Consider the following 21434-nt stretch of genomic DNA (forward strand, 5'->3'; position numbering starts at 1 on the left):
CAAGGTTATAGTTATGTCTATTTTAATATAAAATAAAACTGAAAGATTTATTTAAATCCTCCAGTTAAATTATAGAGCCAGAAAATGGAGTATGTAACTCCATTTTTTATATGCATTATAAGGCTGTTTTTGAGTTTGGAGACAGGAAAATATAAAGATTATTAAAAACAATTCTAACAAAATTATAAATAAAAAAAGAAGAACAGAGTTTTACTGGTTTATTATTTGATAGATATAGGAATTTCCTTTTAATTATGATATAATTACAAAATGAATCGAGGTGTATGATCATGAAATCTAAAATTTTAGTGGTTGATGATGAAGAGCATATTAGAGAGCTAATACGTTTCTATTTGGATAAAGAAGGTTTTTCTGTAAGAGAGGCAAGCGGTGGAGAAGAAGCTTTAGGAATATTGGAAAATGAGTATATTGATTTGGCTATTGTTGATATCATGATGCCAGTCATGGATGGTTTTCAATTGGTTGAGGAAATGAAAGAATTTAAAGATATTCCTGTGATTATGTTAACAGCAAAATCTCAGTCAGCTGATAAATTAAGAGGTTTTTCATTAGGAATTGATGATTATGTGACAAAGCCTTTTGATCCAGATGAACTCCTTGCAAGAGTAAAAACAATACTTAAGCGTTATAGTATTAATAGCCAAAATATTGTTCAAATTCAAGATGTTATTTTTGATGGTGATAAGTATGAAATTCGTTATCATGATGAGACATTACATTTGCCTTTAAAACAATTTGAACTTGCTTTTGAGCTTGCTAAAAATCCTAATCAAATTTTTACTCGTGAACAACTGATTGAAAAGATCTGGGGAATGGATTATGATGGATTTGATCGTACTGTTGATGTTCATATTAAGAGAATTAGAGAAAATTTAGGTCATTTGCCAGGTTTTAAAGTTGTGACAGTACGTGGGCTTGGTTATAAGATTGAGGTTGAACAATGAAATCCATTTATGGAAAATTGATTCTTGGATTCTTGGTTAGTATCTTGTTTAGTTTTTCCATTGCTGGATATTTTTCATTACGTAAAAATTCGGATGAATTAGGAAGATTAGCAGTAGAAGAATTAGAAAGTTCTTCTGAACATATTGCTGATCTTTTACAGATTATTGAGGATGGTGATTTGCCTAAAATTTTATCAGGTTATGCTGATACATCAGAGGCTAGTTTTTATATTGAAAGCAATGGGCAAAGAACAGATTATGGAACAATATCGGGAAGACAGTTATCTAGTGAAGACTATAAGAAATTGAATGACCATTTAGGGACAGTGATAACCTTAAGAGATTCTTCAATGCGCAAATATGCGAAATCATTTCAAATTAATGGACAAAAATACATTATTTTTGTTCAAAAAGATATAGGGAAAAAAGAAATGGTCTTTGTAGATTCGGCTATGATTGCTGTTTTTTGTATGTTAGTTGCAGGGAGTATTACATTCTTGATTATTGCCGATATTATTGTTAAACCAATTTCACGATTAAATAAAGCAACAAATGAATTGTCTAAAGGAAATTATCGTGTTCGTGTTAATTATACAGGTAATGATGAAATTGCCCGATTGAATCGCAGTTTTAATCAAATGGCACAGCAGTTAGCTAAACAGGAAGAAACAAGGCAACAATTTATTTCAGATGTTTCCCATGAGTTTCAAACACCTCTGACTGCTATTCAAGGTTTTGCAACAATATTAAAAAATGAAGAATTGCCATTGGTACAAAGACAAAAATATGCTGATATTATATTGTTTCATAGTAAGCGTTTATCAACCTTATCTAAGAATATGTTACAGTTAACAATTTTGGATGGGGAAGATGTAAAATTAGAAACAAGTGAATTTTCATTAATTGAACAATTAAGTCGTGTTATTGAAACACAAGATAATTTGGCTTTAAGTAAAAATATTGAAATAGAGTTTCAGTTGCCCAAAAATGATATTCGGATTGAAGCGGATGAATCAAGGTTAGAACAGGTTTGGATTAATTTGGTAAATAATGCAATTAAGTATACAAACGAGAATGGTGTTGTGACTATTTCTGTTAAAAAGTCATCTAAAGAAGTTGAAGTGACAATTGAAGATACAGGAGTAGGAATGAGCAAAGAGGCTATTTCTCATATTTTTGAAAGATTTTATCGTCAGGATAAATCAAGAAGTATTGAAGGAAATGGATTAGGATTATCTATTGTCAAAAGAATTATTGATTTACATCGTGGAACAATTGATGTAAAATCCAGAGAGGATGGAGGAAGTAAGTTTATTATTCGTCTTCCTCAGGAAAGAACTTTTCATATTACAGAAAGGTTAATGAAAAAAGACAAGGATAATTCACTTTAGGAAAGGATTTGAATCTATGCATTTAAAAAGAATTGAATTACACGGTTTTAAATCATTTGCTGATAAATCGGTCATAGAATTTCAACCAGGAATTACAGGGATTGTAGGTCCTAATGGATGTGGAAAATCAAACATTAGTGATGCAGTGCGTTGGGTTTTAGGAGAACAGTCAGTCAAGTCGTTACGTGGTTCTAATATGGCAGATGTTATATTTAATGGCAGCGAAGATCGTAAACCTCAAAGTTTGGCAGAAGTGACTTTGGTATTTGATAATGAAGATCGTTTTATGAACTTTGACTATAATGAGGTTGAAATTACGAGACGTCTCTATCGCCAAAATAATGAAGCAGAGTATTTAATTAATAAAGAACCATGTCGTTTAAAAGATATTGTTGATTTGATTATGGATACAGGACTTGGAAGAGATTCTTTATCAATTATATCTCAAGGAAATATTTCTACTTTTGCTGATAGTAAACCAGAAGAAAGACGTGGAATGTTTGAAGAAGCTGCTGGTGTTGCAAAATATAAAAAACGTAAACTAGAATCTATCCGTAAGCTAGAAAGAACCAAAGATAATCTAGATCGTGTTGAAGATATTTGTTTAGAACTCGAAAAACAAATTGCTCCTTTAAAGAGACAAAAAGAAAAAGCAGAGGTTTATTTAGAACTTAAAGATCAATTACAGTCTATCGAAGTGAGTGTTTTGGTTAAAGAAATAGAAAATTTATCTGAATCTTTGAAAGACCTTAATGTATCTCTGGATTTTTTAGATAAAGAGAAAGTGACAATTGATGGACAAATCCTTTTAAATGAACAGCAGAATGAAACATTAAAGAAAAAAATGTATGATTTAGATCAAGAGGTTAATGGATTACAAGGTCAACTTTTAACAGCAATGAATAATGTGAATGAATTAGAAACGCAAAAAGTAGAGATTGATACAAATCGTAAGCATATCCTTGAGAATACAGATAAAGAAGATCTGCAGGCACGTATTGCTCAAATGAAGGCTATTTTACAGGATGCTGTGAATGAATATAATGATCGTGTTCATCGTTATAATGAAACTAAAGAAGAAAAAATGGATTTAGAAGCATCACAGGAACGCAATCGTAATGATATGATGGCTCTTAGACAAAATATAGAAAACTTAAATTTACAATTACATAATAATCGTGCACGTAAAGAACAATTAATTGATGTGGTCGAAAATAAATCTGGTTATAGTTATGGGGTTCGTTCGGTTATGAAAGCGAGGCAATCTTTAAATGGCATTATTGGTGTGCTTGGAGATTTATTAGAAAGCGACCCAGAATATGAACTGGCATTGTCAACTGCGCTTGGGAATGCTGTTCAGTTTGTTGTGACCAAAACAGATGAAGGTGCAAGAGATGCCATTCGTTTCCTAAAAGACAATAAATCAGGACGTGCCACATTCTTACCAGTAGAAACAATGCAAGCCAGAAGAATTAGAGAAGAACATCAGGTTGTATGTCAAAACACATCAGGATATTTAGGTGTGATGAGTGATTTTGTGAGATATAATACACCAATTGATAGTGTTGTTTTGAATCAATTGGGGCATATTATTCTTGTTGACACATTAGAACATGCATCAGCCTTATCACGTGCAACTTTTGCAAGATATAAGGTTGTCACATTAGATGGCGAAGTTGTGAATGTTGGAGGTTCTTTGACTGGAGGAAGTTATAAACAACAATCTTCATCGTTTGCTAGTAAACGTGAATTAGAAATGATTAAAGAGGTTATTGAATCGCAAGAAAAAGAAATGACTGAGAAAAAATCAAAATTAAATGATTTAGATAACATGGCACGTGAAATTTCTCATAATTTACTACAAAAACAAATGTCATTTGCCAAATTAGAAGTTGTTGTGACGAACAAGAAAAGTGATTTACAAGTCGCTAAAAGTGAGTATGAGAATTTAACAAATCGGAGTATTGAGTTATCTGAGATTCAAAGTGGGGCTCAGGATAATCAACTAATTAATGAATTAAATGAAGCTAAAAAACGTCGTGACCGTTTAACTGAAGCTATTCAGGCTAAACGTGAATTACGTATGAGTTTTGTTAATGAGAATGATAAGATTGAAGAAACCCTTAGGGCTTCACGTTCACATTTACGTGAAATTCAATCAGATATGACACAAAAACAGATTGAAAAGGCAAAACAAGAAACAGAGTTATCAAACTATTTGTTGCGTTTAAATGACGAATACAAAATGACTTATGAATATGCTAAGGAAGAATTAGCAACTGAAGTGAATATGCATGAAGCGAAAGAAACTGTGCGACTTTTACGTCATAAAATTGATTCACTAGGAAATGTTAATCTACAGGCTATTGAGGATTATCAAGACGTTTCAACTCGTTATGAGAGTTTAAATACACAACGTTTGGATTTAATTAGTGCTCAAGATAGTATCTTGAAAGCGATTGATGAAATGGATGAGATTATGGTGACACGCTTTAGTGAAACATTTGAGAAGATTAATAAAGAATTTAATATTGTTTTTAGAAATTTATTTGGTGGAGGAAGAGCGGAATTGCGTTATAGTGATCCAGATAATATCTTAGAAACAGGTATTGATATAGATGTTCAGCCACCAGGAAAAGCGGTTCAAAATATCACTTTATTCTCAGGAGGAGAAAAAGCATTAATTGCAATTTCTTGTTTGTTTGCTATTTTACGAGTTCGTCCAGTTCCAATGTGTATTTTAGATGAAGTTGAAGCAGCATTAGATGTTGCAAATGTTGAGAGATTTGCAAAGTATTTAAAGGAATTTTCAAGTGAAACACAATTTATTGTTGTTACACATAGAGAAGGGACAATGGAAGAATGTGATCTTTTGTATGGAGCAACAATGCAGCAAAAAGGTGTTACAAAATTAGTAAGTGTCAAATTGAAAGATGCTATTGATTTGGCACAGACAGCATAAGGAGGGTCTTCGATGGGATTTTTTAGTAAGATTAAAGATGCAATTGTAGGGAATTCAGCAAAGCAAAATGACAAATATGTAGCTGGGTTAGATAAATCAAGTTCTTCTTTTTCTGCTAAGATTAACGAATTGGCAGCACGTTATCGTGAAATTGATGATGATTATTTTGAAGAATTAGAAAATGTTTTGATTATGAGTGATGTTGGTGTGTCAATGGTTATGACAATCATTGATGAAATCAAAAAAGAAGTGCGTTTACAGAATATCAAAAATCCACAAATGATTAATGATATTATTATTGATAAAATGTTTGTTATCTATGCCAATGACTCTTATATGACAACAAAAATCAACTATGATGATCAGGATTTAACAGTGATTTTAATGGTAGGTGTTAATGGTGCAGGAAAAACAACTACGATTGCAAAACTTGCTCATATGATGTTATCAGAAGGAAAAACTGTAATGGTTGCTGCTGGTGATACGTTTAGAGCAGGAGCTATTGATCAACTGGCTGTTTGGGCTGAGCGTTTAGGAATTGAATGTATAAAAGGTAAGGAAGGCGGTGATCCTTCATCAGTTGTCTTTGATGCTTTAAATCAGGCAAAGGATAAAGGTGTTGATGTCCTTATTTGCGATACTGCTGGGCGTTTACAAAACAAAGTGAATTTGATGAATGAGTTAGAAAAGATGAATCGTATCATTAAACGTGTGGTTCCTAGTGGACCACAAGAAACACTTTTGGTTATTGATGCAACGACAGGTCAAAATGGCGTTTCTCAGGCTCAAGAATTTTCTAAAATCACTGATATTACAGGTATTGTTTTAACAAAGATGGATGGAACTGCTAAAGGTGGAATTGTGCTATCTATTAAAGATACCTTGAATATTCCTGTTAAATTTATGGGTCTAGGTGAAAGTATGGATGATTTACAAGAATTTGATCTTGAACAATATATCTACGGATTGTGTAAGAACTTGATGGAGGAATAAAATGGAGTCAAGTTTAGAAAAGAAGCAAAGAGTTAATCTTCTGATGGATTGTTATTGTGATTTATTGACAGATAAACAACAAGATTATTTGACTTTGTATTATGAAGAAGATTTATCTTTGGCAGAAATTGCGGAGGATTTAAATGTTTCACGCAATGCTGTTTATGATAATTTAAAGCGTGCAGTCGCTTCATTGGAAGATTATGAAAGTAAACTGCATTTGCTTGAAAAGCATGTTCAGAGAATGGATTTAATAAAGCGTATAGAGGATGAACAAAATACATCTCGTGAACAATTGGATGATTATTTAGAAATGTTAAAGAGGATATAGGAGGGTGACTTATGGCTTTTGAATCTCTTTCAGAAAGGTTGCAGGATAGTCTTAAAAAAATTAAAGGGCAGGCAACTTTAACTGAAGCGAATATGGATGAAATGCTTCGTGAAATTCGTTTAGCGTTACTTGAGGCTGATGTCAATTTTCAAGTTGTTAAAGAATTTATTGCAAATACAAAGGAAAAGGCATTGGGACAAGATGTTTTAGGCTCATTAAAACCAGGACAAGTCGTTGTGAAGGTTGTTCATGATGAACTGGTGGAATTGTTAGGTACAAGTGTTAGTGAGTTGGATTTTTCAAGAAAACCAACTGTTATTATGATGGTCGGTTTGCAGGGAAGTGGGAAAACGACAACTTCTGGAAAGATTGCCAAATTAATAACAAAAAAATATGCGAAAAAACCATTATTGGTTGCTGCTGATATTTATCGTCCGGCTGCTGTAGATCAGTTGAAAACGTTAGGGCAACAATTAAATGTTCCTGTATTTGAAAAAGGAACTGATATTTCAGCTGAAGATATTGTTAAACAGGCTATGGCTTATGGGCAAGAAAATCAACATGATGTTATCATTGTCGATACAGCAGGACGTTTACATATTGATGAACCATTGATGCAAGAATTACAAAACATTAAAGAGATTACAAATCCAAGTGAAATTTTATTGGTTGTTGATGCGTTGACAGGACAGGATATTGTTAATGTGGCACAATCATTTAATGAACACTTGAGTATTACTGGTGCTGTTTTAACAAAATTAGATGGTGATTCTCGTGGTGGTGGAGCTTTATCTGTTCGTCATATTACACATGTTCCAATTAAGTTTGTAGGGACTGGTGAGAAATTAGATGCAATTGATTTGTTCTATCCAGATCGTATGGCAGATCGTATTTTGGGAATGGGAGATGTTGTTTCTTTAGTTGAAAAAGTGCAAGATGTTTATGATGAAAAAGAAACAATGAAAACATTCAATCGTATGCAACAAGGAACTTTTGGGCTTGATGATATGCTTGAACAAATGCATCAAATGCGTAAATTAGGACCATTATCTGGAATTATGAAGATGATACCTGGTATGCCTAAATTACCAAATATCAATGATGATGATACTGATAAGAAGTTGAAACAGACTGAATCTATTATTTATTCTATGACACAAGCAGAAAGAAGAGATCCTTCAATCTTAAATGCAAAACGTAAAGAAAGAATTGCTAAAGGCTGTGGACGTAATGTGGCTGATGTTAATCGTTTGATTAAGCAATTTGAACAATCTAAGTTAATGATGAAGCAAATGGGTAATTTGGATCCAACAACAGGTATGCCAACTCAAAAACCAAAATCTAATATGATGTTTGATCCTCATCGTAAAAAAGAAAGGCATAAAAAGAAAAAGAAAAGATAAGAAAGAGATGCATCTCATTATTCAGATATAAGAATAGAGATGCATTTATTGTATCAAAGTAGGTAAGAGAATAATTGATATATATTTTTGGAAATGTTTTATGCAACCTAAAGGAAATATTGCATATTTAAAGGTTATATTTAGTGTCATAATATCATAGAGAAAATCTTACAATATTGATGCTTTGATAAAGAATAGAAAATCATCATATTGCTATTGAAACTAAAAAGAATATGAAATTGTCTCTAGTTTAGCAATGCTATCATTAATAATAAGTGAGAGCATAGTTTATACACCTATTAGATTTCATAAAAAATGAGTGTTAAGTAAAAACACTTGACAGATAATTTATTTGTGATATTATATATAAGCAAATGAAAAAATAATGGAGGAAATATTATGGCTGTAAAAATTAGATTAAAAAGAATGGGTGCTAAAAAATCACCATTTTATAGAATTGTAGCTGCTGATTCAAGAATGCCTAGAGATGGACGTTTTATCGAACAATTAGGAACTTATGATCCTAGGCAAAATCCAGCAGTTGTTACAATTAAAGAAGATGAAGTTTTGGCTTGGTTAAACAAGGGTGCTCAACCTTCTGATACTGTAAGAAACTTATTAAGCCAAAAAGGTATCATGAAAAAATTTGCTGATTCAAAAGCAAAGAAATAAGTTGGTGAGTAATCATGGATTACGTAAAAACTTTACACGATATTGCTTGTGAGTTGGTCAATGATAAGAATAAACTAGAGGTTCGTCAAATGCCTTCATTGGATGAAGATACAATTGTACTTTATGTTTATGCTTCTCATGATGATATTGCAAAGCTTATTGGTAGAAAAGGTATGATGGCTAATTCAATTCGTCAATTGATGTCTGTGAGCGGGCGTTTACATGAAAAAAAATTAGATATCAAATTTGAATCGTATGGAGAATAGATGTGATATCACATCTATTTTTTTTAAGGAGGATATTATGGAACAAGTCATTATTGGTAAAATCGTCAATACACATGGAATTAAGGGTGAATTAAAGGTTAATGTATCTACTGATTTTATTGAAGAAAGGTTTCAAAAAGGGAACCATTTATTGATTGATGATCATGGTACAATGGTAGATATGACAGTTGCTACGCATCGTATTCATAAGGGACATGTTTTGGTCTCATTTGTTGATTTTCAGGATATTAATAAAGTTGAAAAATATAAAGGGTGTACAGTGTACGCTTATAAGGATGAGACTTTATTGAATGATGGAGAGTATTATGTTGGAGATTTAATTGGGTGTGAAGTCTATAATCGAGGAATTCTTATTGGAACGGTGAAGGATGTTCAATTATATGATCATCATGATGTTTTGGTAGTGAGTGGAACTCAGAAAATTTTGATTCCATATGTAGATGCTTTTGTTAAAAATGAAGATATTGTAAACAAACGTATTGACGTTGAGTTGATAGAGGGTTTTTATAATGAAAATTGATATTTTATCATTGTTTCCTGAAATGTTTGATGGTTTTTTAAATACATCAATTATTAAGCGAGCAATTGATACTTCACTTGTGGAAGTTCGAATTCATGATTTTCGTGAATTTGCTGATAATAAACACAAAAAGGTTGATGATTATCCTTATGGTGGTGGACAAGGAATGGTTTTAATGTGTCAGCCTATCTTAGATTGTTTAAAATCACTTGTGACAAAGGACTCACTAGTGATTTTAATGTCACCACAGGGACAAACTCTTCAACAGGCTTATAGTCAAAAATTATCATTAGAAAAGCATTTGATAATTATCTGTGGACACTATGAAGGATTTGATGAGAGAATTCGTGATTATGTAGATGTTGAAATATCAATTGGTGATTATGTGTTGACTGGTGGGGAACTTGCCAGTATGGTTGTTTGTGATTCGGTGATTAGATTACTTGAAGGTGCGATTAGAGAAACATCGCATGAGGATGATTCATTTAGTGATGGGTTGTTAGAATATCCTCAATATACAAGACCATATGAATATGATGGGACAGTTGTGCCAGATGTATTGATGAGTGGGCATCATGAAAATATTCGCAAATGGCGTTTACAGCAATCTCTTATGAAGACATATTATAAACGACCTGATTTATTACAAAAAAGAGAGTTTACTGAAGAGGAAATCAATATATTAAAAGAAATTCAAAAAAAAGATTGATTTTGTCGCTATAAAATGATAATATATATCAGTCTTTGGACGGCAGATGTTCCGCTGGTTATGATAACGTATGAACTTCGAAGATTACAAATGTTTAGGAGGAAGTCATATTATGAATATGCAATTAGTACAAGATATTACTAAAAAACAATTAAGAAACGACATCCCTGATTTCAAAGCTGGGGATACTGTTAAAGTTTACGTAAAAATTAAAGAAGGTGACAAAACACGTACTCAGTTATTTGAAGGTGTTTGTATCGCTAAAAAAGGTGGAGGAATCTCTGAAACTTTCACAGTTAGAAAAATTTCTTACCAAGTTGGTGTAGAAAGAACTTTCCCAATTCATTCTCCAATTATTGATAGAATTGAAGTTGTTAAGATTGGTAAAGTACGTAGAGCTAAATTACATTATTTACGTGGTTTATCTGGTAAAGCTGCTAGAATTAAAGAAATTCGTAAATAAAAAGTATGGGAAATTCCCGTACTTTTTTTCTAGTCTTTTTTGGATATTAAGGGTATAATGGTAAAAGGTGATAATATGAAACTGAAGAAAAGATATCTTTATTCAATCATTGAAATGATTGTTGTTATAGTTGTGACAATTTGTGTATTTAAATTTGTTGTGATTCCAGTCAGAATTGATGGAACGTCTATGGAAAATACTTTGCATGATCAAAGTATAGCTTTAATTAATGGTATTGGGATCAAGGCAGAAAATATTAAGCGTTTTGATATTATTGTTTTATATAGTGAAGCTTTAGATGAGAAAATTATAAAAAGAGTTATTGGTTTGCCTGGAGATACGATTGAATTTAAAGATGATGTTTTGTATGTTAATAATCAAGTGACACCACAAGATTTTTTAGATATGAATTTTGTGAATGAGTCCAAGATTACATATAATGTTGAACGATTTACTGATGATTTTAAAGTGGTTGTTGGTGAAGGTGAATATTTTGTGATGGGTGATAATCGGTTGAGATCTACAGATTCAAGAGAATTAGGCACTTTTACAATTGATGATATTATTGGAATGAAAGGGTTGGTTATTTTTCCTTTTGATTCTGTTCAATGGTTAGAATAGGGGGATAATATGGCACAAATTCAGTGATTGATTACGATTTATTTAAACCCACTAACAAACCCTTATAAATAAAGGACTTTCTCGATTTTATATCTTGCACGATTTTATCAAAAAACGGTTAAATTAACAAAAAAATGATCAAAATATAGTAATTTTGATATTATTTAAACTAGGAATTAGAGAGGTGATTACGACATTTAAACCCCATTGTTTTGTAGGTTGCACATTTTTATTTCTTAAATGGAAGTGATATAATTTATATATAAGAAATGGGGGAACTATTATGAAAAAAAAGATTAAATTACCAATCTATAATAATGAAGTAAAAATTGTATTAAATGCTTTAAATGAGTTTAGAAATATAATAATCCAACAAGGAAAATATCCAGAACCTATTGATGAACTAATCTTAAAATTAAATAAAATTTATTAAACATATTTGAACTGATTAAAAATGGTCAGTTCTTTTTTTATGCCAGAAATGGAATACATAGTCATCTTATTAAATTAAGGTGGCTAAATTAAAAGAAAGGAGGCGAGAATATGCAAGAAAGTAAGTGCAAGGTAATTGCAATTACAAATCAGAAAGGAGGAGTTGGTAAGACCACAACAACATTTAATCTTGGAGTAGCATTGGCTAAACAAGGAAAAAGAGTGTTAGTTGTAGATGTTGATCCTCAGAGTAATTTAACTACTTATGCAGGTTGGTATGATGAAAATGAACTAAAATATACTTTAACTGATTTAATGGAGCAATCAATGAATGATGATGAAATTAAAATAAAGGAAAGTATATTACACCATAGTGAAAATGTGGATTTAATTCCATCTAATCTTTCTTTATCAGCATTAGAAAATTCGTTAACTTATGCAATGAGTAGAGAATATACTTTAAGGAATTGCTTATCTAGTATTAAAGATGACTATGATTATATACTTTTAGACTGTCAACCAAGTTTAGGTATGCTTACAATAAATGCTCTTGCTAGTGCAAATAGTGTTATCATACCAGTTCAAAGTGAATACTTTGCTTTAAGAGGTATGACTGATTTATTTAAGATAATAAATAAAGTTAGACGACAAATAAATCCTACTCTTAAAATAGAGGGAGCATTATTAACATTAGTTGATTCAAGGGCTAATCTTCCAAAAGAGATAGCAACTCAATTAAAAGACAATTATGGGAGTATATTAAAACTATTTAATACTCAAATACCAAGAGCAGTTAAGACTGCCGAATCTACTTCATCAGGAGGAAGTGTGTTTTCTTATGATAAAAGTGGAAGGGTAGCAAATGCATATTCTTCTTTTGCAAAGGAGGTGCTTAATGATGGCAAAGAACATACCAAAAATGCCACTGCCAAAGTTAGATGACCTTTTTACAACAGAAGAAGAAAGAACTAATGATAAGTTGGAAAAAGTTATTGATATTAAAATAAGTGATATTGATGATTTTCCAGACCACCCATTTAAAGTCATTGAAAATGAAGATATGTTTAATATGCGTGATAGCATAAAAGAAAATGGAGTATTAGTTCCTGCATTAGTTAGACAAAAGCCAGATGGTAGATATGAAATGGTATCTGGACACAGAAGAAAGTATGCAAGTCAATTAGCAAATAATGAAACACTACCTTGTATTGTTAGAGATTTAACAGATGATGAGGCTGTTATTATAATGGTAGATAGCAACTTACAAAGAGAAGAAATATTACCGAGTGAAAAAGCATTTGCATATAAAATGAAATTGGAAGCCCTAACACATCAAGGCAAAAGAACAGATTTAACTTCTGCCCAAGTTGGGGAGAAGTTAGAAAGTAAATATTCTGTTCAATTACTTGCAGAAGAAGTTGGAGATAGTAGAAGCCAAATTCAAAGGTTTATAAGACTTACTGCACTAATACCAGAGTTATTAGATTTAGTTGATGAAAAGCAAATCGCATTGAGTCCAGCCGTTGAATTATCTTTTCTAAAAGATGAAGAACAATATGCAGTTTTAGATTGCATTGAGTGTAATGTAGCAACACCATCTCACGCACAAGCAATAAGACTTAAAAAGATGAGTCAAGAGGGAACACTTACGACTGATGAAATAGAAGATTTTTTATCAGAGGAGAAACCCAACCAGATTCCCAAAATGAAATTTAATGCAGACAGAATAAGAAATGTACTCCCAAAGAATATTGAGGAGAAAAAAATTGAAGATTTTGTTGTTAATGCCATTGAATTTTATGGGAAACATCTCCAAAGACAAAAGTCTATGGACGCAAGATAGTGGGAGTTAATATTCCACAAATCCCTCCTTACAATCCTCCCTAGTATTATTACTAACTATTTATTTACTAACTGAAAAAAGTATATAAGTATTTACACAAATGCAAAATATTTTAGAATATGCTAGATTGAAAGAAATAAAGGAGTGTGATTGTTATGAAAAAGAAAATCATTTTAGTTGTCATTGTTGTTTTTGCAGTAGCAGTTAGTGGAGCGTTTGTTCTAACCAAATGTTTTAAGACAAATTCAAACCACGAACAGGTAAATGTTGTAGAAGATAAAGATGAGGAATTTAACTTGCAAGAGGAAGAACAAAGCAAAGACGATATAACTACTGAAACAGATGAAACCGGAAACAAAACAGCAAATGGAAATAGTGAAAGTCCAAAAGAAGATACTTCAAAACAAGAAAATAAATCTAAAACATCAACAAAGGTTTCAGAAACCCCAAAAAAAGCAGAAACTAAATCTAGCAATGTACCAACTACAAGTAACAAATCACAAGAAGAAAAACAAGAGAATAAAACAACTGAAAGTAATAAAAATAATGGTTCAAGTAATCAAGGACAACAGAACAAAGAGTCAACAACTTTTTATGATTCTATTACTCACGGAAAAAAAGAGTTTTCTTCTGAAAGTGAGGCTTTAAGGAGAGGTACTGAAATTCAAAGCAAAGAGTTAGATTATGTTTTAGATTGGAACGAAGAACACCCAGATAATCAAATACAACCAGAGATAAATTATTTTAGAGTTTATCCATCTGCAATAGATGAAAACGGAAAGTATTGGTATTATTTGCATTTCTTTTGCAGAAGTGGTGAAGGACTGGATCAAGAATTAAAAAGTAAATATTAGTGGCTCTTAATAAAGAGTCATTTTTTTTCGGAAAGTGAGGGAAATTAAATGTTAAAAATATTATTATTTGCACTAATCGTAATGGAAAATGGTAAAATGATAACTTACTTAAAACTACCTGCTGGAAATTATAAATTGATTGAGGTATCTGCTCCTAATGGTTATTTAAAAGACAAAGATGGATTAAAATTCACAATAGGAAATGATACTCATTATTCATATACAACTTATGGTGCTTTTATAACAGTAACTTATAAAAACACACCAATAAAAGGTCAACTTGAAATTAAGAAAACAGGAGAAAATTTAGTAATTAAAGATGGTAAATACACTTACAAAGATAAAAAATTAAGTGGTGTAACATTTGAAATCTATGCAGAAGAAGATATTAAATCTGCTGATGGAAATCATCTTTATTATGAAAAAGGTACAAAAGTAGATACTATTACAACTGACAAAAATGGTTATGCAATTTCTAAAAAATTACCTCTTGGAAAATACTATTTAATTGAAGTAAAAACACAAGATGAATATGTATTAGATAGTAATAAACACTATTTTGAATTAAAAGAAGTAAATGATGAAACACCAATAGTTTTTGAATCATACAGTAATTTAAACTACTTAAAGAAAGGTACTTTGGAATTTACTAAAAAGGATCTTGTAAATGGAGATGTTATTCCAAACACAATCGTTGAAATCTATAATGAAAATAATGAACTAATCTTTACTGGTAAAACTGACAAAGATGGTAAAGTAATTATTACAGATTTAAAAGTTGGAAAATACTATATCATTGAGAAAGAGGCAGCAACGGGTTATACAATTACAGATGAAAAAATCTATTTTGAATTAAAAGAAAATGGAGAAATTACAAAGGCTGAAATGAAAGATAAACCTATTACTGGAACTCTTGAATTTACAAAGACTGATGTATCAACAGGAGAACCATTACCTAACACACTAATTGAAATTTATAATGAAAAAGATGAACTTATTTTTAGTGGTAGAACAGACGAAAATGGTAAAATTACTATTCCAGAAATTAGATATGGAAAATACTATATTTTAGAGAAAGAAGCCCCAGAGGGTTACACTTTAAATCCTGAAAGAATGTATTTTGAAATTTTAGAAGATGGAAAAGTGGTTAAGGCAACAATGACTGATGAAAAAGTAGTAATTGAAGTTCCTAGTACAGGAATTACTGATACTCATATTATTGAAATTGCCGGAGCATTATTTGTTCTTGGAGGAATAGGAGTAATTGTCTATGTTAAAAAGAAAAAACAAAAATAAAGATAGAAAGGTTAGTAAGAGTCAACTTATAATAGTTGGCTCTTTGCTAATTGTTGTTGGAATTGGAATAGTTGGAGGTAAATATCTATACAATTATTTTCAAAATCAAAATGAAGAAAATTTAATAGATACTTTTTACGAAGAACAAAAAGAAATAACTGATGAAACAACACCAACCGAAGAAAAAGAGCAAGAAGAACACCAAAAGCCAACTACAACTCAAACTAAAAAGGTTGATTATATTGCAGTTATTAAAATACCAAAGATAGGACTTGAAAAAGGTCTAGCAAGTAAAGGTAGTTATTATAATAATGTTAATCGAAACATTTTAATACTTAATGAATCTGATATGCCAGATAAGGAAAACGGGAATGTTATAATAGCAGGACATTCTGGTAGTGGTAGAACAGCATTTTTTAAGAACTTATATAAATTGGAAACAGATGATGAGGTTAGTATTTTTTATGGAGGTAGTGAATACAAATACAAAGTTGTTAATCAATACGATATAGAAAAAACAGGAACTGCTAACATTGTTAGAAATGCCGAAAAAAGCACTTTAACTTTAATAACTTGCAGACACAACACTAATAAGCAAATTATCTATATTTGTGAGTTAGTAGAAAAGGTTTAGGAGGATTAAATTGGAAGAAAAATATAATTTAAACAGTATATCAAAAGCATTTGAAAAACTATTTAATGCTGGATTTAATACAAGCAAAAAAATAGCAACATTAGATATAAAAGAGGTAAGAAAGATTCCCAATTTAACAATGTCAGATTTTTATATTATTTCTGACTTATGGGAATTAGTAAAAAAGAACAATAATAAAACTGCTCAATTATTTATAGAATTTTTAAGTGGTTATAAAGAGAAAGGAAATGATAGCAAATGAAAAAGTTTGAAATTGATGTTGATATAAATGGAACTATTACTTTTGAGGTTGAAGCCAAAAACAAAAAAGAGGCACAAGCAAAAGTAGATGATATTTTAAGCAACACTTCTGTAAAAGAGGCGATAAAATCATACAGAAATAACATTGTTTTAAATGAAAAAGTAAAACAAGACAAAGATAGAGAAAGATAGGAGGAATTAAAATGGCATATTCAAAAAGAATACCACCAATTAAAATTAAATTAAATGTAGACGAATATAATAAACTACTAGAAATATTAGAAAATATGATAGATTCTGATAATGAAAATTATTCAAATAAATCATCAAAAATGAAAGATAAACTATTAAGATATAGTGTTCCAATAACAGAAGAAGATGGAACTACAATAGTTGATATGAGATTTTATAATAACGAGATTGTAGATTTATTTATGATATTGTTTTATGAGATAGGTAATATTCCTATCAATACTAATTATTATGAAGTCTTATTAAGTGTAAGGGAGAAAATAAAAAAGAGCAAAATGTCAGAAGAATAATAGTCTAATTTAGAACAGGAGGTGCAATATGGCGAGTAAATTAAGACTAATAACAGACCTATATGGAGAAACTTTAACACAAATAAGCAAGAATCCGGATGACTGGATGTCATTCTTGGAATGTGCAGCAATGAACTACAAATACCCTTTTAATGACAAAGTTTTAATTTATGCACAAAGACCAGAAGCAGTAGCGTGTGCGAAGATAGAGGCTTGGAACAAACAAGTTGGTAGATGGGTTAATCGTGGTGCAAAAGGAATAGCACTTCTTTCAGAAGATAATGGCTATACTAATTTAAGATATGTATTTGATATTGCCGATACTAATAGCAAGTTCGGAAAAAGTTTTAGATTATGGTCAGTTCCAAAACCTTATGAAGTAGATATTATTGAATCATTAGAAAACAAGTATGGAGAACTTGAAGATAAAAGTTCTCTTGGACTTGCAATTAAGTCTGTATCAAAGATACTTGTTGAAGATAATATGCAAGATTATTTGGAAGATTTAAAGTTTTATAGAGAAAATAGTTCTCTTGAACCAATGACTGATGAAGCAGTTCAGTTATTGGTTCAAAATGCACTAGAAAATAGTATTGCATTTTCAATGATTAAAAGGTGTGGATTAAATCCGAATGATTATTTCACTAATGAAGATTTTACACCAATATTAGCATTTGATAGTTATGAAACTATAACTAGATTAGGTGTAGCCACTAGCGAAATATCTGAAATGGGTATTCGTGAAATTTATAATACTATAAAAAAGTTACGAATAAATGAAATAAATAAAATTCGCACATTTGATATAGATAAAGATTTATCTTATGATGTAAGTGAAAGCAGAGAAACTGTTGAAAGGAGGAATAATGATGAGTATAACTTACACACGCAAAGGGGATTACGAGATACCAGACCTAGCGATACCAGAGAACAAGATTCAAGTGGAGGGCAAATACGCAATGATGAGGTTAAGGTACTTGAAAGAGAACAAGAAATCTCTATACACGACTCTATTAATGAGCAATCAACTTCCAGAACACTTGATGAATATTCAAGAAGTAGCAATGGAGAGAGTAGAACAGATAGTATCAGAAATGAAAGCCAAAGAGAAGATAACAGAACAAATGAAACAACAAGACCCTATGAAATGGATAGGCTTAATGAACATCTTGAAGACATCAGCAGAGGAGATAGTAGCGAACGAATTAATTTACGCTTAAACAATTATGATTCAAGTCAAAGTAAAACACATTATGTTGTAGTTGATGAAAAGATAAATCAAATATTAAGTACAACCCCTCATTTAAGAAAATCAAATAAGGAAATAAAAGTCTTTATACAAAATGAAAAAGATGTTACAAAAAGAGCAGAGTATCTCAAAGGAATATTTAACAAAGATTATACCGGTGTTATAGTTGATGACCAAATGTATGGTTATAAAACTTTTGACAACGGTATTTTATTTTGGAAAGGAAATTTCTTATCAAGAGATACAGAAAGTTTTATAAGTTGGGAAGATTTAACTTATCACTATGACTCAATGATTTTATTAAATCAGTTAAATGATAGAATAGAACCATTGCCAAGTGTAACAGACCAATTAAGTTTTCTTGATGAAAATAGTGAAAAATCAGTATCTGATTTAGAATTTACACAGGAGTTTGTTGATAGATATTTAACAGAACAACACCGTGATACAAAGTTTAGTATTTACGAACAATTTAGTAATAGTTTATCAACAGAGAATAATATAAATTATCTTAAAAACTTATATGGAATAAGTGGTGCTACTTCTACAATAAAAGGAGCAGGAATTGGAGTTAATACTGATTATAAAGGTGTAAGATTTAATAGAGGTTATTTTGACGCTAGTGCCAAAGAACAATTATTCAAGTGGAATTATATTGAAAAAAGAATAAAAACTCTTATTCACGAAGATAGATACCTTAATTCAAAAGAATTAGAAGAATATCCGAAGTGGCTTGATGAAAAAGACCAAGAAAGAGAATTTATTGAAGCAAGTAATAATTTGACAGAAAAAATAATTGAAGAACCAGCCGAAGAAAAATATGAATATCAATATCATTTAGGAGATAGAGTTTATATTGGAGCAGATGAATATGAAATATTAAGTATTGGGATTAGTAATGTCGTATTATATGATTTTAGGTATCCATTATTTAATCGTGAAATATCCAAAGAAGAATTTGATAGGAAAGTACAAGAAAATCCTGCAAATGATCATCTTAAAGTTAAAGTAAGTGATATTAAAGATAATATAAATGAAGAGCCAAGCAATATAGAGGTAAATGTAAAAGAAGAAATATCACTTTCTATTGAAGAAGAACCAGAAGTTCAAGAAGAAAACATTGTTCCAGTATTTGAAAAAAAGAAAAGTAATAAAATAAGAAGTTTTGATATTCACCCAGAAATACCTATTTTTGATAGAAATCAATTTAAAATTACAAATGATAATTTAGGTGAGGGTAGTCCAAGAGAAAAATTTAATAATAATGTTGAAGCAATAAGAGTTCTAAAAAAATGTGAAGAAGAAAATAGATTTGCAACTCCACAAGAACAAGAGATATTGTCGAAATATGTCGGCTGGGGTGGACTTCCACAAGCCTTTGATGAAAAAGATTCTTCTTGGAGTAATGAATATAGTATATTAAAGAATTTACTTGATGAAAAAGAGTATTCACAAGCACGAGGATCTACTTTAACAGCCTTTTATACACCACCAGTAGTAATTAGGTCAATGTATAAAGCATTAGAGAATATGGGACTTAAAACAGGCAATATATTAGAGCCTAGTTGTGGTGTTGGTAACTTTATAGGTATGTTACCAGATTCATTAGAAGATTGTAAGTTATATGGTGTAGAACTTGATTCCATAAGTGGTAGAATTGCAAGACAACTTTATCAAAAATCAACCGTTGCAGTACAGGGTTATGAAGATACTAATCTTCCTAACTCTTTTTTTGATGTATCAGTTGGCAATGTTCCATTTGGAGATTTCAAGGTATTAGATAAGAAATATGATAAGCATAAGTTTTTAATTCACGATTACTTTTTTGCAAAGACACTTGATAAGGTCAGACCCGGTGGTGTTATTGCATTTATAACAAGCAAAGGAACACTAGATAAAGAAAATCCAAGTGTTAGAAAATATATTGCTCAAAGAGCAGATTTATTAGGTGCTATTAGACTACCTAATAACACATTTAAAGCAAATGCAGGTACCGAAGTCACATCAGACATTATTTTCTTACAAAAAAGAGATTCAATAACTGATATTGAGCCAGACTGGGTATATCTTGGAGAAAATGATTATGGTATAAAAATGAATCAGTATTTCATTGATAATCCAGAAATGATACTAGGAAATATGGAAATGATTTCAACTAGGTTTGGCTATGATTCTGCTTGTATCTCTGATGGAGAAAATTTGGAAGATAAGTTAGAAAGTGCAATATCAAATATACACGCCGAAGTAAAAGAGTATGAATTAGATGATATAGGAGAAGAAGATAATTCCATTGAAGCCGATTTAACGGTAAGAAACTTCTCATACACTTTAATAGATGACAAAATCTATTTTAGAGAAAATAGTAGAATGTACCCACAAGAATTAGCAATGACTACTGAAAATAGAGTTAAAGGCTTAATTGAAATAATGGACTGTGTTAGAACTCTTTTGGAATATCAAACGGAAGATTATCCAGATGAAGATATAAAGAGAGAACAAGTAAAATTAAATCAATTATATGATAGGTTTACAAAGAAATATGGACTAATCAATAGTAGAGGAAACAACTCTGCTTTTTCAAATGATTCAAGTTATTATCTATTATGTTCTCTTGAAATTTTAGATGAGAATGGAAATCTTGCAAGAAAAGCAGATATGTTCACAAAAAGAACTATCAAGCCTAAAACAGAGATAACATCAGTTGATAATGCAAACGACGCTTTAATTGTTTCACTATCCGAAAAGGCAAGAGTTGATATAACCTTTATGCAAAAACTTTGTAATATGGATATGGACAAAATGCTTAAAGATTTGGAGGGAGAAATATTCAATGTTCCTGAATATGGAGAGCCTAATCATTGGGTTACAGCAGATGAGTATTTATCTGGTAATGTAAGAGAGAAATTAAAGATTGCAGAACATTTTGCTGAAACAGATGAAAGATTTAATGTAAACTTTATATCTGATTTTTGATTATCCCTATAAATATTACACTTTCAAGCATTT

Annotated in this window: 22 protein-coding genes; all 22 read left to right on the forward strand. The window is 30.8% G+C overall.

Features of this window, described 5'->3' with window-relative positions; all coding sequences use genetic code 11:
* The first annotated feature begins 290 nt into the window (after positions 1-290).
* The 22 genes from AC5M21_RS13850 (at position 291) to AC5M21_RS13955 (ending at position 21401) form a co-directional block, all read left to right on the forward strand.
* Positions 291-965 (forward strand): response regulator transcription factor, encoded by a 675-nt coding sequence (locus tag AC5M21_RS13850; protein ID WP_008790612.1) that lies wholly within the window; start codon positions 291-293, stop codon positions 963-965.
* Complete coding sequence (locus tag AC5M21_RS13855) at positions 962-2356, forward strand: sensor histidine kinase (protein WP_008790613.1); 1395 nt, start codon at positions 962-964, stop codon at positions 2354-2356. Before AC5M21_RS13850 ends, AC5M21_RS13855 begins: the two co-directional genes overlap by 4 nt.
* Positions 2357-2372: 16 nt before the next feature.
* A complete protein-coding gene (locus AC5M21_RS13860) occupies positions 2373-5318 on the forward strand; it encodes a chromosome segregation protein SMC (protein ID WP_008790614.1) in 2946 nt (981 codons plus the stop codon).
* 12 nt (positions 5319-5330) lie between these two features.
* Positions 5331-6311 carry a signal recognition particle-docking protein FtsY gene (gene ftsY / locus AC5M21_RS13865; protein WP_008790615.1) on the forward strand — a complete coding sequence of 327 codons (981 nt, stop codon included), beginning with the start codon at positions 5331-5333 and terminating at the stop codon, positions 6309-6311.
* A gap of 1 nt (position 6312) precedes the next feature.
* Positions 6313-6642: a YlxM family DNA-binding protein gene (gene ylxM / locus AC5M21_RS13870; protein WP_008790616.1), complete on the forward strand. Its 330-nt coding sequence runs from the start codon at positions 6313-6315 to the stop codon at positions 6640-6642.
* Positions 6643-6653: 11 nt separating this feature from the next.
* Entirely contained in the window at positions 6654-8045 is a 1392-nt protein-coding gene (gene ffh / locus AC5M21_RS13875; RefSeq protein WP_017143795.1) for a signal recognition particle protein, read from the forward strand.
* 399 nt (positions 8046-8444) lie between these two features.
* A complete protein-coding gene (gene rpsP, locus AC5M21_RS13880; protein WP_008790618.1) occupies positions 8445-8717 on the forward strand; it encodes a 30S ribosomal protein S16 in 273 nt (90 codons plus the stop codon).
* Positions 8718-8731: 14 nt separating this feature from the next.
* Positions 8732-8983, forward strand: a complete 252-nt coding sequence (locus tag AC5M21_RS13885) for a KH domain-containing protein (RefSeq protein WP_008790619.1) — start codon at positions 8732-8734, stop codon at positions 8981-8983.
* 37 nt (positions 8984-9020) lie between these two features.
* Complete coding sequence (gene rimM / locus AC5M21_RS13890; RefSeq protein ID WP_008790620.1) at positions 9021-9524, forward strand: ribosome maturation factor RimM; 504 nt, start codon at positions 9021-9023, stop codon at positions 9522-9524.
* Positions 9514-10233 (forward strand): tRNA (guanosine(37)-N1)-methyltransferase TrmD, encoded by a 720-nt coding sequence (trmD, locus tag AC5M21_RS13895; protein ID WP_017143794.1) that lies wholly within the window; start codon positions 9514-9516, stop codon positions 10231-10233. Before rimM ends, trmD begins: the two co-directional genes overlap by 11 nt.
* A gap of 112 nt (positions 10234-10345) precedes the next feature.
* The gene (rplS, locus tag AC5M21_RS13900; RefSeq protein ID WP_008790622.1) at positions 10346-10696 is read left to right on the forward strand and encodes a 50S ribosomal protein L19; all 351 of its coding nucleotides are present in this window, start codon (positions 10346-10348) and stop codon (positions 10694-10696) included.
* A 75-nt stretch (positions 10697-10771) separates the two neighbouring features.
* Positions 10772-11317: a signal peptidase I gene (gene lepB, locus AC5M21_RS13905; protein WP_008790623.1), complete on the forward strand. Its 546-nt coding sequence runs from the start codon at positions 10772-10774 to the stop codon at positions 11315-11317.
* Positions 11318-11600: 283 nt separating this feature from the next.
* Entirely contained in the window at positions 11601-11750 is a 150-nt protein-coding gene (locus tag AC5M21_RS13910) for a hypothetical protein (RefSeq protein WP_008790624.1), read from the forward strand.
* 110 nt (positions 11751-11860) lie between these two features.
* The gene (locus tag AC5M21_RS13915) at positions 11861-12691 is read left to right on the forward strand and encodes a ParA family protein (protein WP_008790625.1); all 831 of its coding nucleotides are present in this window, start codon (positions 11861-11863) and stop codon (positions 12689-12691) included.
* A complete protein-coding gene (locus AC5M21_RS13920; protein ID WP_044927288.1) occupies positions 12648-13592 on the forward strand; it encodes a ParB/RepB/Spo0J family partition protein in 945 nt (314 codons plus the stop codon). The genes AC5M21_RS13915 and AC5M21_RS13920 overlap by 44 nt, the downstream gene beginning before the upstream one ends.
* A gap of 155 nt (positions 13593-13747) precedes the next feature.
* Positions 13748-14446, forward strand: a complete 699-nt coding sequence (locus AC5M21_RS13925) for a hypothetical protein (protein WP_008790627.1) — start codon at positions 13748-13750, stop codon at positions 14444-14446.
* Between the two features lie 48 nt (positions 14447-14494).
* Entirely contained in the window at positions 14495-15742 is a 1248-nt protein-coding gene (locus tag AC5M21_RS13930) for a SpaA isopeptide-forming pilin-related protein (RefSeq protein ID WP_008790628.1), read from the forward strand.
* Entirely contained in the window at positions 15717-16376 is a 660-nt protein-coding gene (locus AC5M21_RS13935; RefSeq protein ID WP_008790629.1) for a sortase, read from the forward strand. Before AC5M21_RS13930 ends, AC5M21_RS13935 begins: the two co-directional genes overlap by 26 nt.
* 10 nt (positions 16377-16386) lie before the next feature.
* Entirely contained in the window at positions 16387-16638 is a 252-nt protein-coding gene (locus tag AC5M21_RS13940) for a hypothetical protein (RefSeq protein ID WP_008790630.1), read from the forward strand.
* Complete coding sequence (locus tag AC5M21_RS13945) at positions 16635-16829, forward strand: dsRNA-binding motif domain-containing protein (protein ID WP_008790631.1); 195 nt, start codon at positions 16635-16637, stop codon at positions 16827-16829. The genes AC5M21_RS13940 and AC5M21_RS13945 overlap by 4 nt, the downstream gene beginning before the upstream one ends.
* Before the next feature lie 11 nt (positions 16830-16840).
* Entirely contained in the window at positions 16841-17179 is a 339-nt protein-coding gene (locus tag AC5M21_RS13950) for a hypothetical protein (RefSeq protein WP_008790632.1), read from the forward strand.
* A gap of 28 nt (positions 17180-17207) precedes the next feature.
* Entirely contained in the window at positions 17208-21401 is a 4194-nt protein-coding gene (locus AC5M21_RS13955) for a winged helix domain-containing protein (RefSeq protein WP_008790633.1), read from the forward strand.
* Positions 21402-21434 lie beyond the last annotated feature (33 nt).

The organism is Coprobacillus sp. (genome assembly GCF_984815275.1).

Coding starts and splice junctions, on each gene's coding strand:
- AC5M21_RS13955 (WP_008790633.1), top strand. CDS start 17,208: ATGGCGAGTAAATTAAGACTAATAACAGACCTATATGGAGAAACTTTA.
- AC5M21_RS13945 (WP_008790631.1), top strand. CDS start 16,635: ATGAAAAAGTTTGAAATTGATGTTGATATAAATGGAACTATTACTTTT.
- AC5M21_RS13925 (WP_008790627.1), top strand. CDS start 13,748: ATGAAAAAGAAAATCATTTTAGTTGTCATTGTTGTTTTTGCAGTAGCA.
- AC5M21_RS13850 (WP_008790612.1), top strand. CDS start 291: ATGAAATCTAAAATTTTAGTGGTTGATGATGAAGAGCATATTAGAGAG.
- AC5M21_RS13910 (WP_008790624.1), top strand. CDS start 11,601: ATGAAAAAAAAGATTAAATTACCAATCTATAATAATGAAGTAAAAATT.
- AC5M21_RS13915 (WP_008790625.1), top strand. CDS start 11,861: ATGCAAGAAAGTAAGTGCAAGGTAATTGCAATTACAAATCAGAAAGGA.
- ylxM (WP_008790616.1), top strand. CDS start 6,313: ATGGAGTCAAGTTTAGAAAAGAAGCAAAGAGTTAATCTTCTGATGGAT.
- AC5M21_RS13885 (WP_008790619.1), top strand. CDS start 8,732: ATGGATTACGTAAAAACTTTACACGATATTGCTTGTGAGTTGGTCAAT.
- ftsY (WP_008790615.1), top strand. CDS start 5,331: ATGGGATTTTTTAGTAAGATTAAAGATGCAATTGTAGGGAATTCAGCA.
- ffh (WP_017143795.1), top strand. CDS start 6,654: ATGGCTTTTGAATCTCTTTCAGAAAGGTTGCAGGATAGTCTTAAAAAA.
- AC5M21_RS13935 (WP_008790629.1), top strand. CDS start 15,717: ATGTTAAAAAGAAAAAACAAAAATAAAGATAGAAAGGTTAGTAAGAGT.
- AC5M21_RS13920 (WP_044927288.1), top strand. CDS start 12,648: ATGGCAAAGAACATACCAAAAATGCCACTGCCAAAGTTAGATGACCTT.
- rpsP (WP_008790618.1), top strand. CDS start 8,445: ATGGCTGTAAAAATTAGATTAAAAAGAATGGGTGCTAAAAAATCACCA.
- AC5M21_RS13950 (WP_008790632.1), top strand. CDS start 16,841: ATGGCATATTCAAAAAGAATACCACCAATTAAAATTAAATTAAATGTA.
- trmD (WP_017143794.1), top strand. CDS start 9,514: ATGAAAATTGATATTTTATCATTGTTTCCTGAAATGTTTGATGGTTTT.
- rplS (WP_008790622.1), top strand. CDS start 10,346: ATGAATATGCAATTAGTACAAGATATTACTAAAAAACAATTAAGAAAC.
- lepB (WP_008790623.1), top strand. CDS start 10,772: ATGAAACTGAAGAAAAGATATCTTTATTCAATCATTGAAATGATTGTT.
- AC5M21_RS13855 (WP_008790613.1), top strand. CDS start 962: ATGAAATCCATTTATGGAAAATTGATTCTTGGATTCTTGGTTAGTATC.
- rimM (WP_008790620.1), top strand. CDS start 9,021: ATGGAACAAGTCATTATTGGTAAAATCGTCAATACACATGGAATTAAG.
- AC5M21_RS13930 (WP_008790628.1), top strand. CDS start 14,495: ATGTTAAAAATATTATTATTTGCACTAATCGTAATGGAAAATGGTAAA.
- AC5M21_RS13860 (WP_008790614.1), top strand. CDS start 2,373: ATGCATTTAAAAAGAATTGAATTACACGGTTTTAAATCATTTGCTGAT.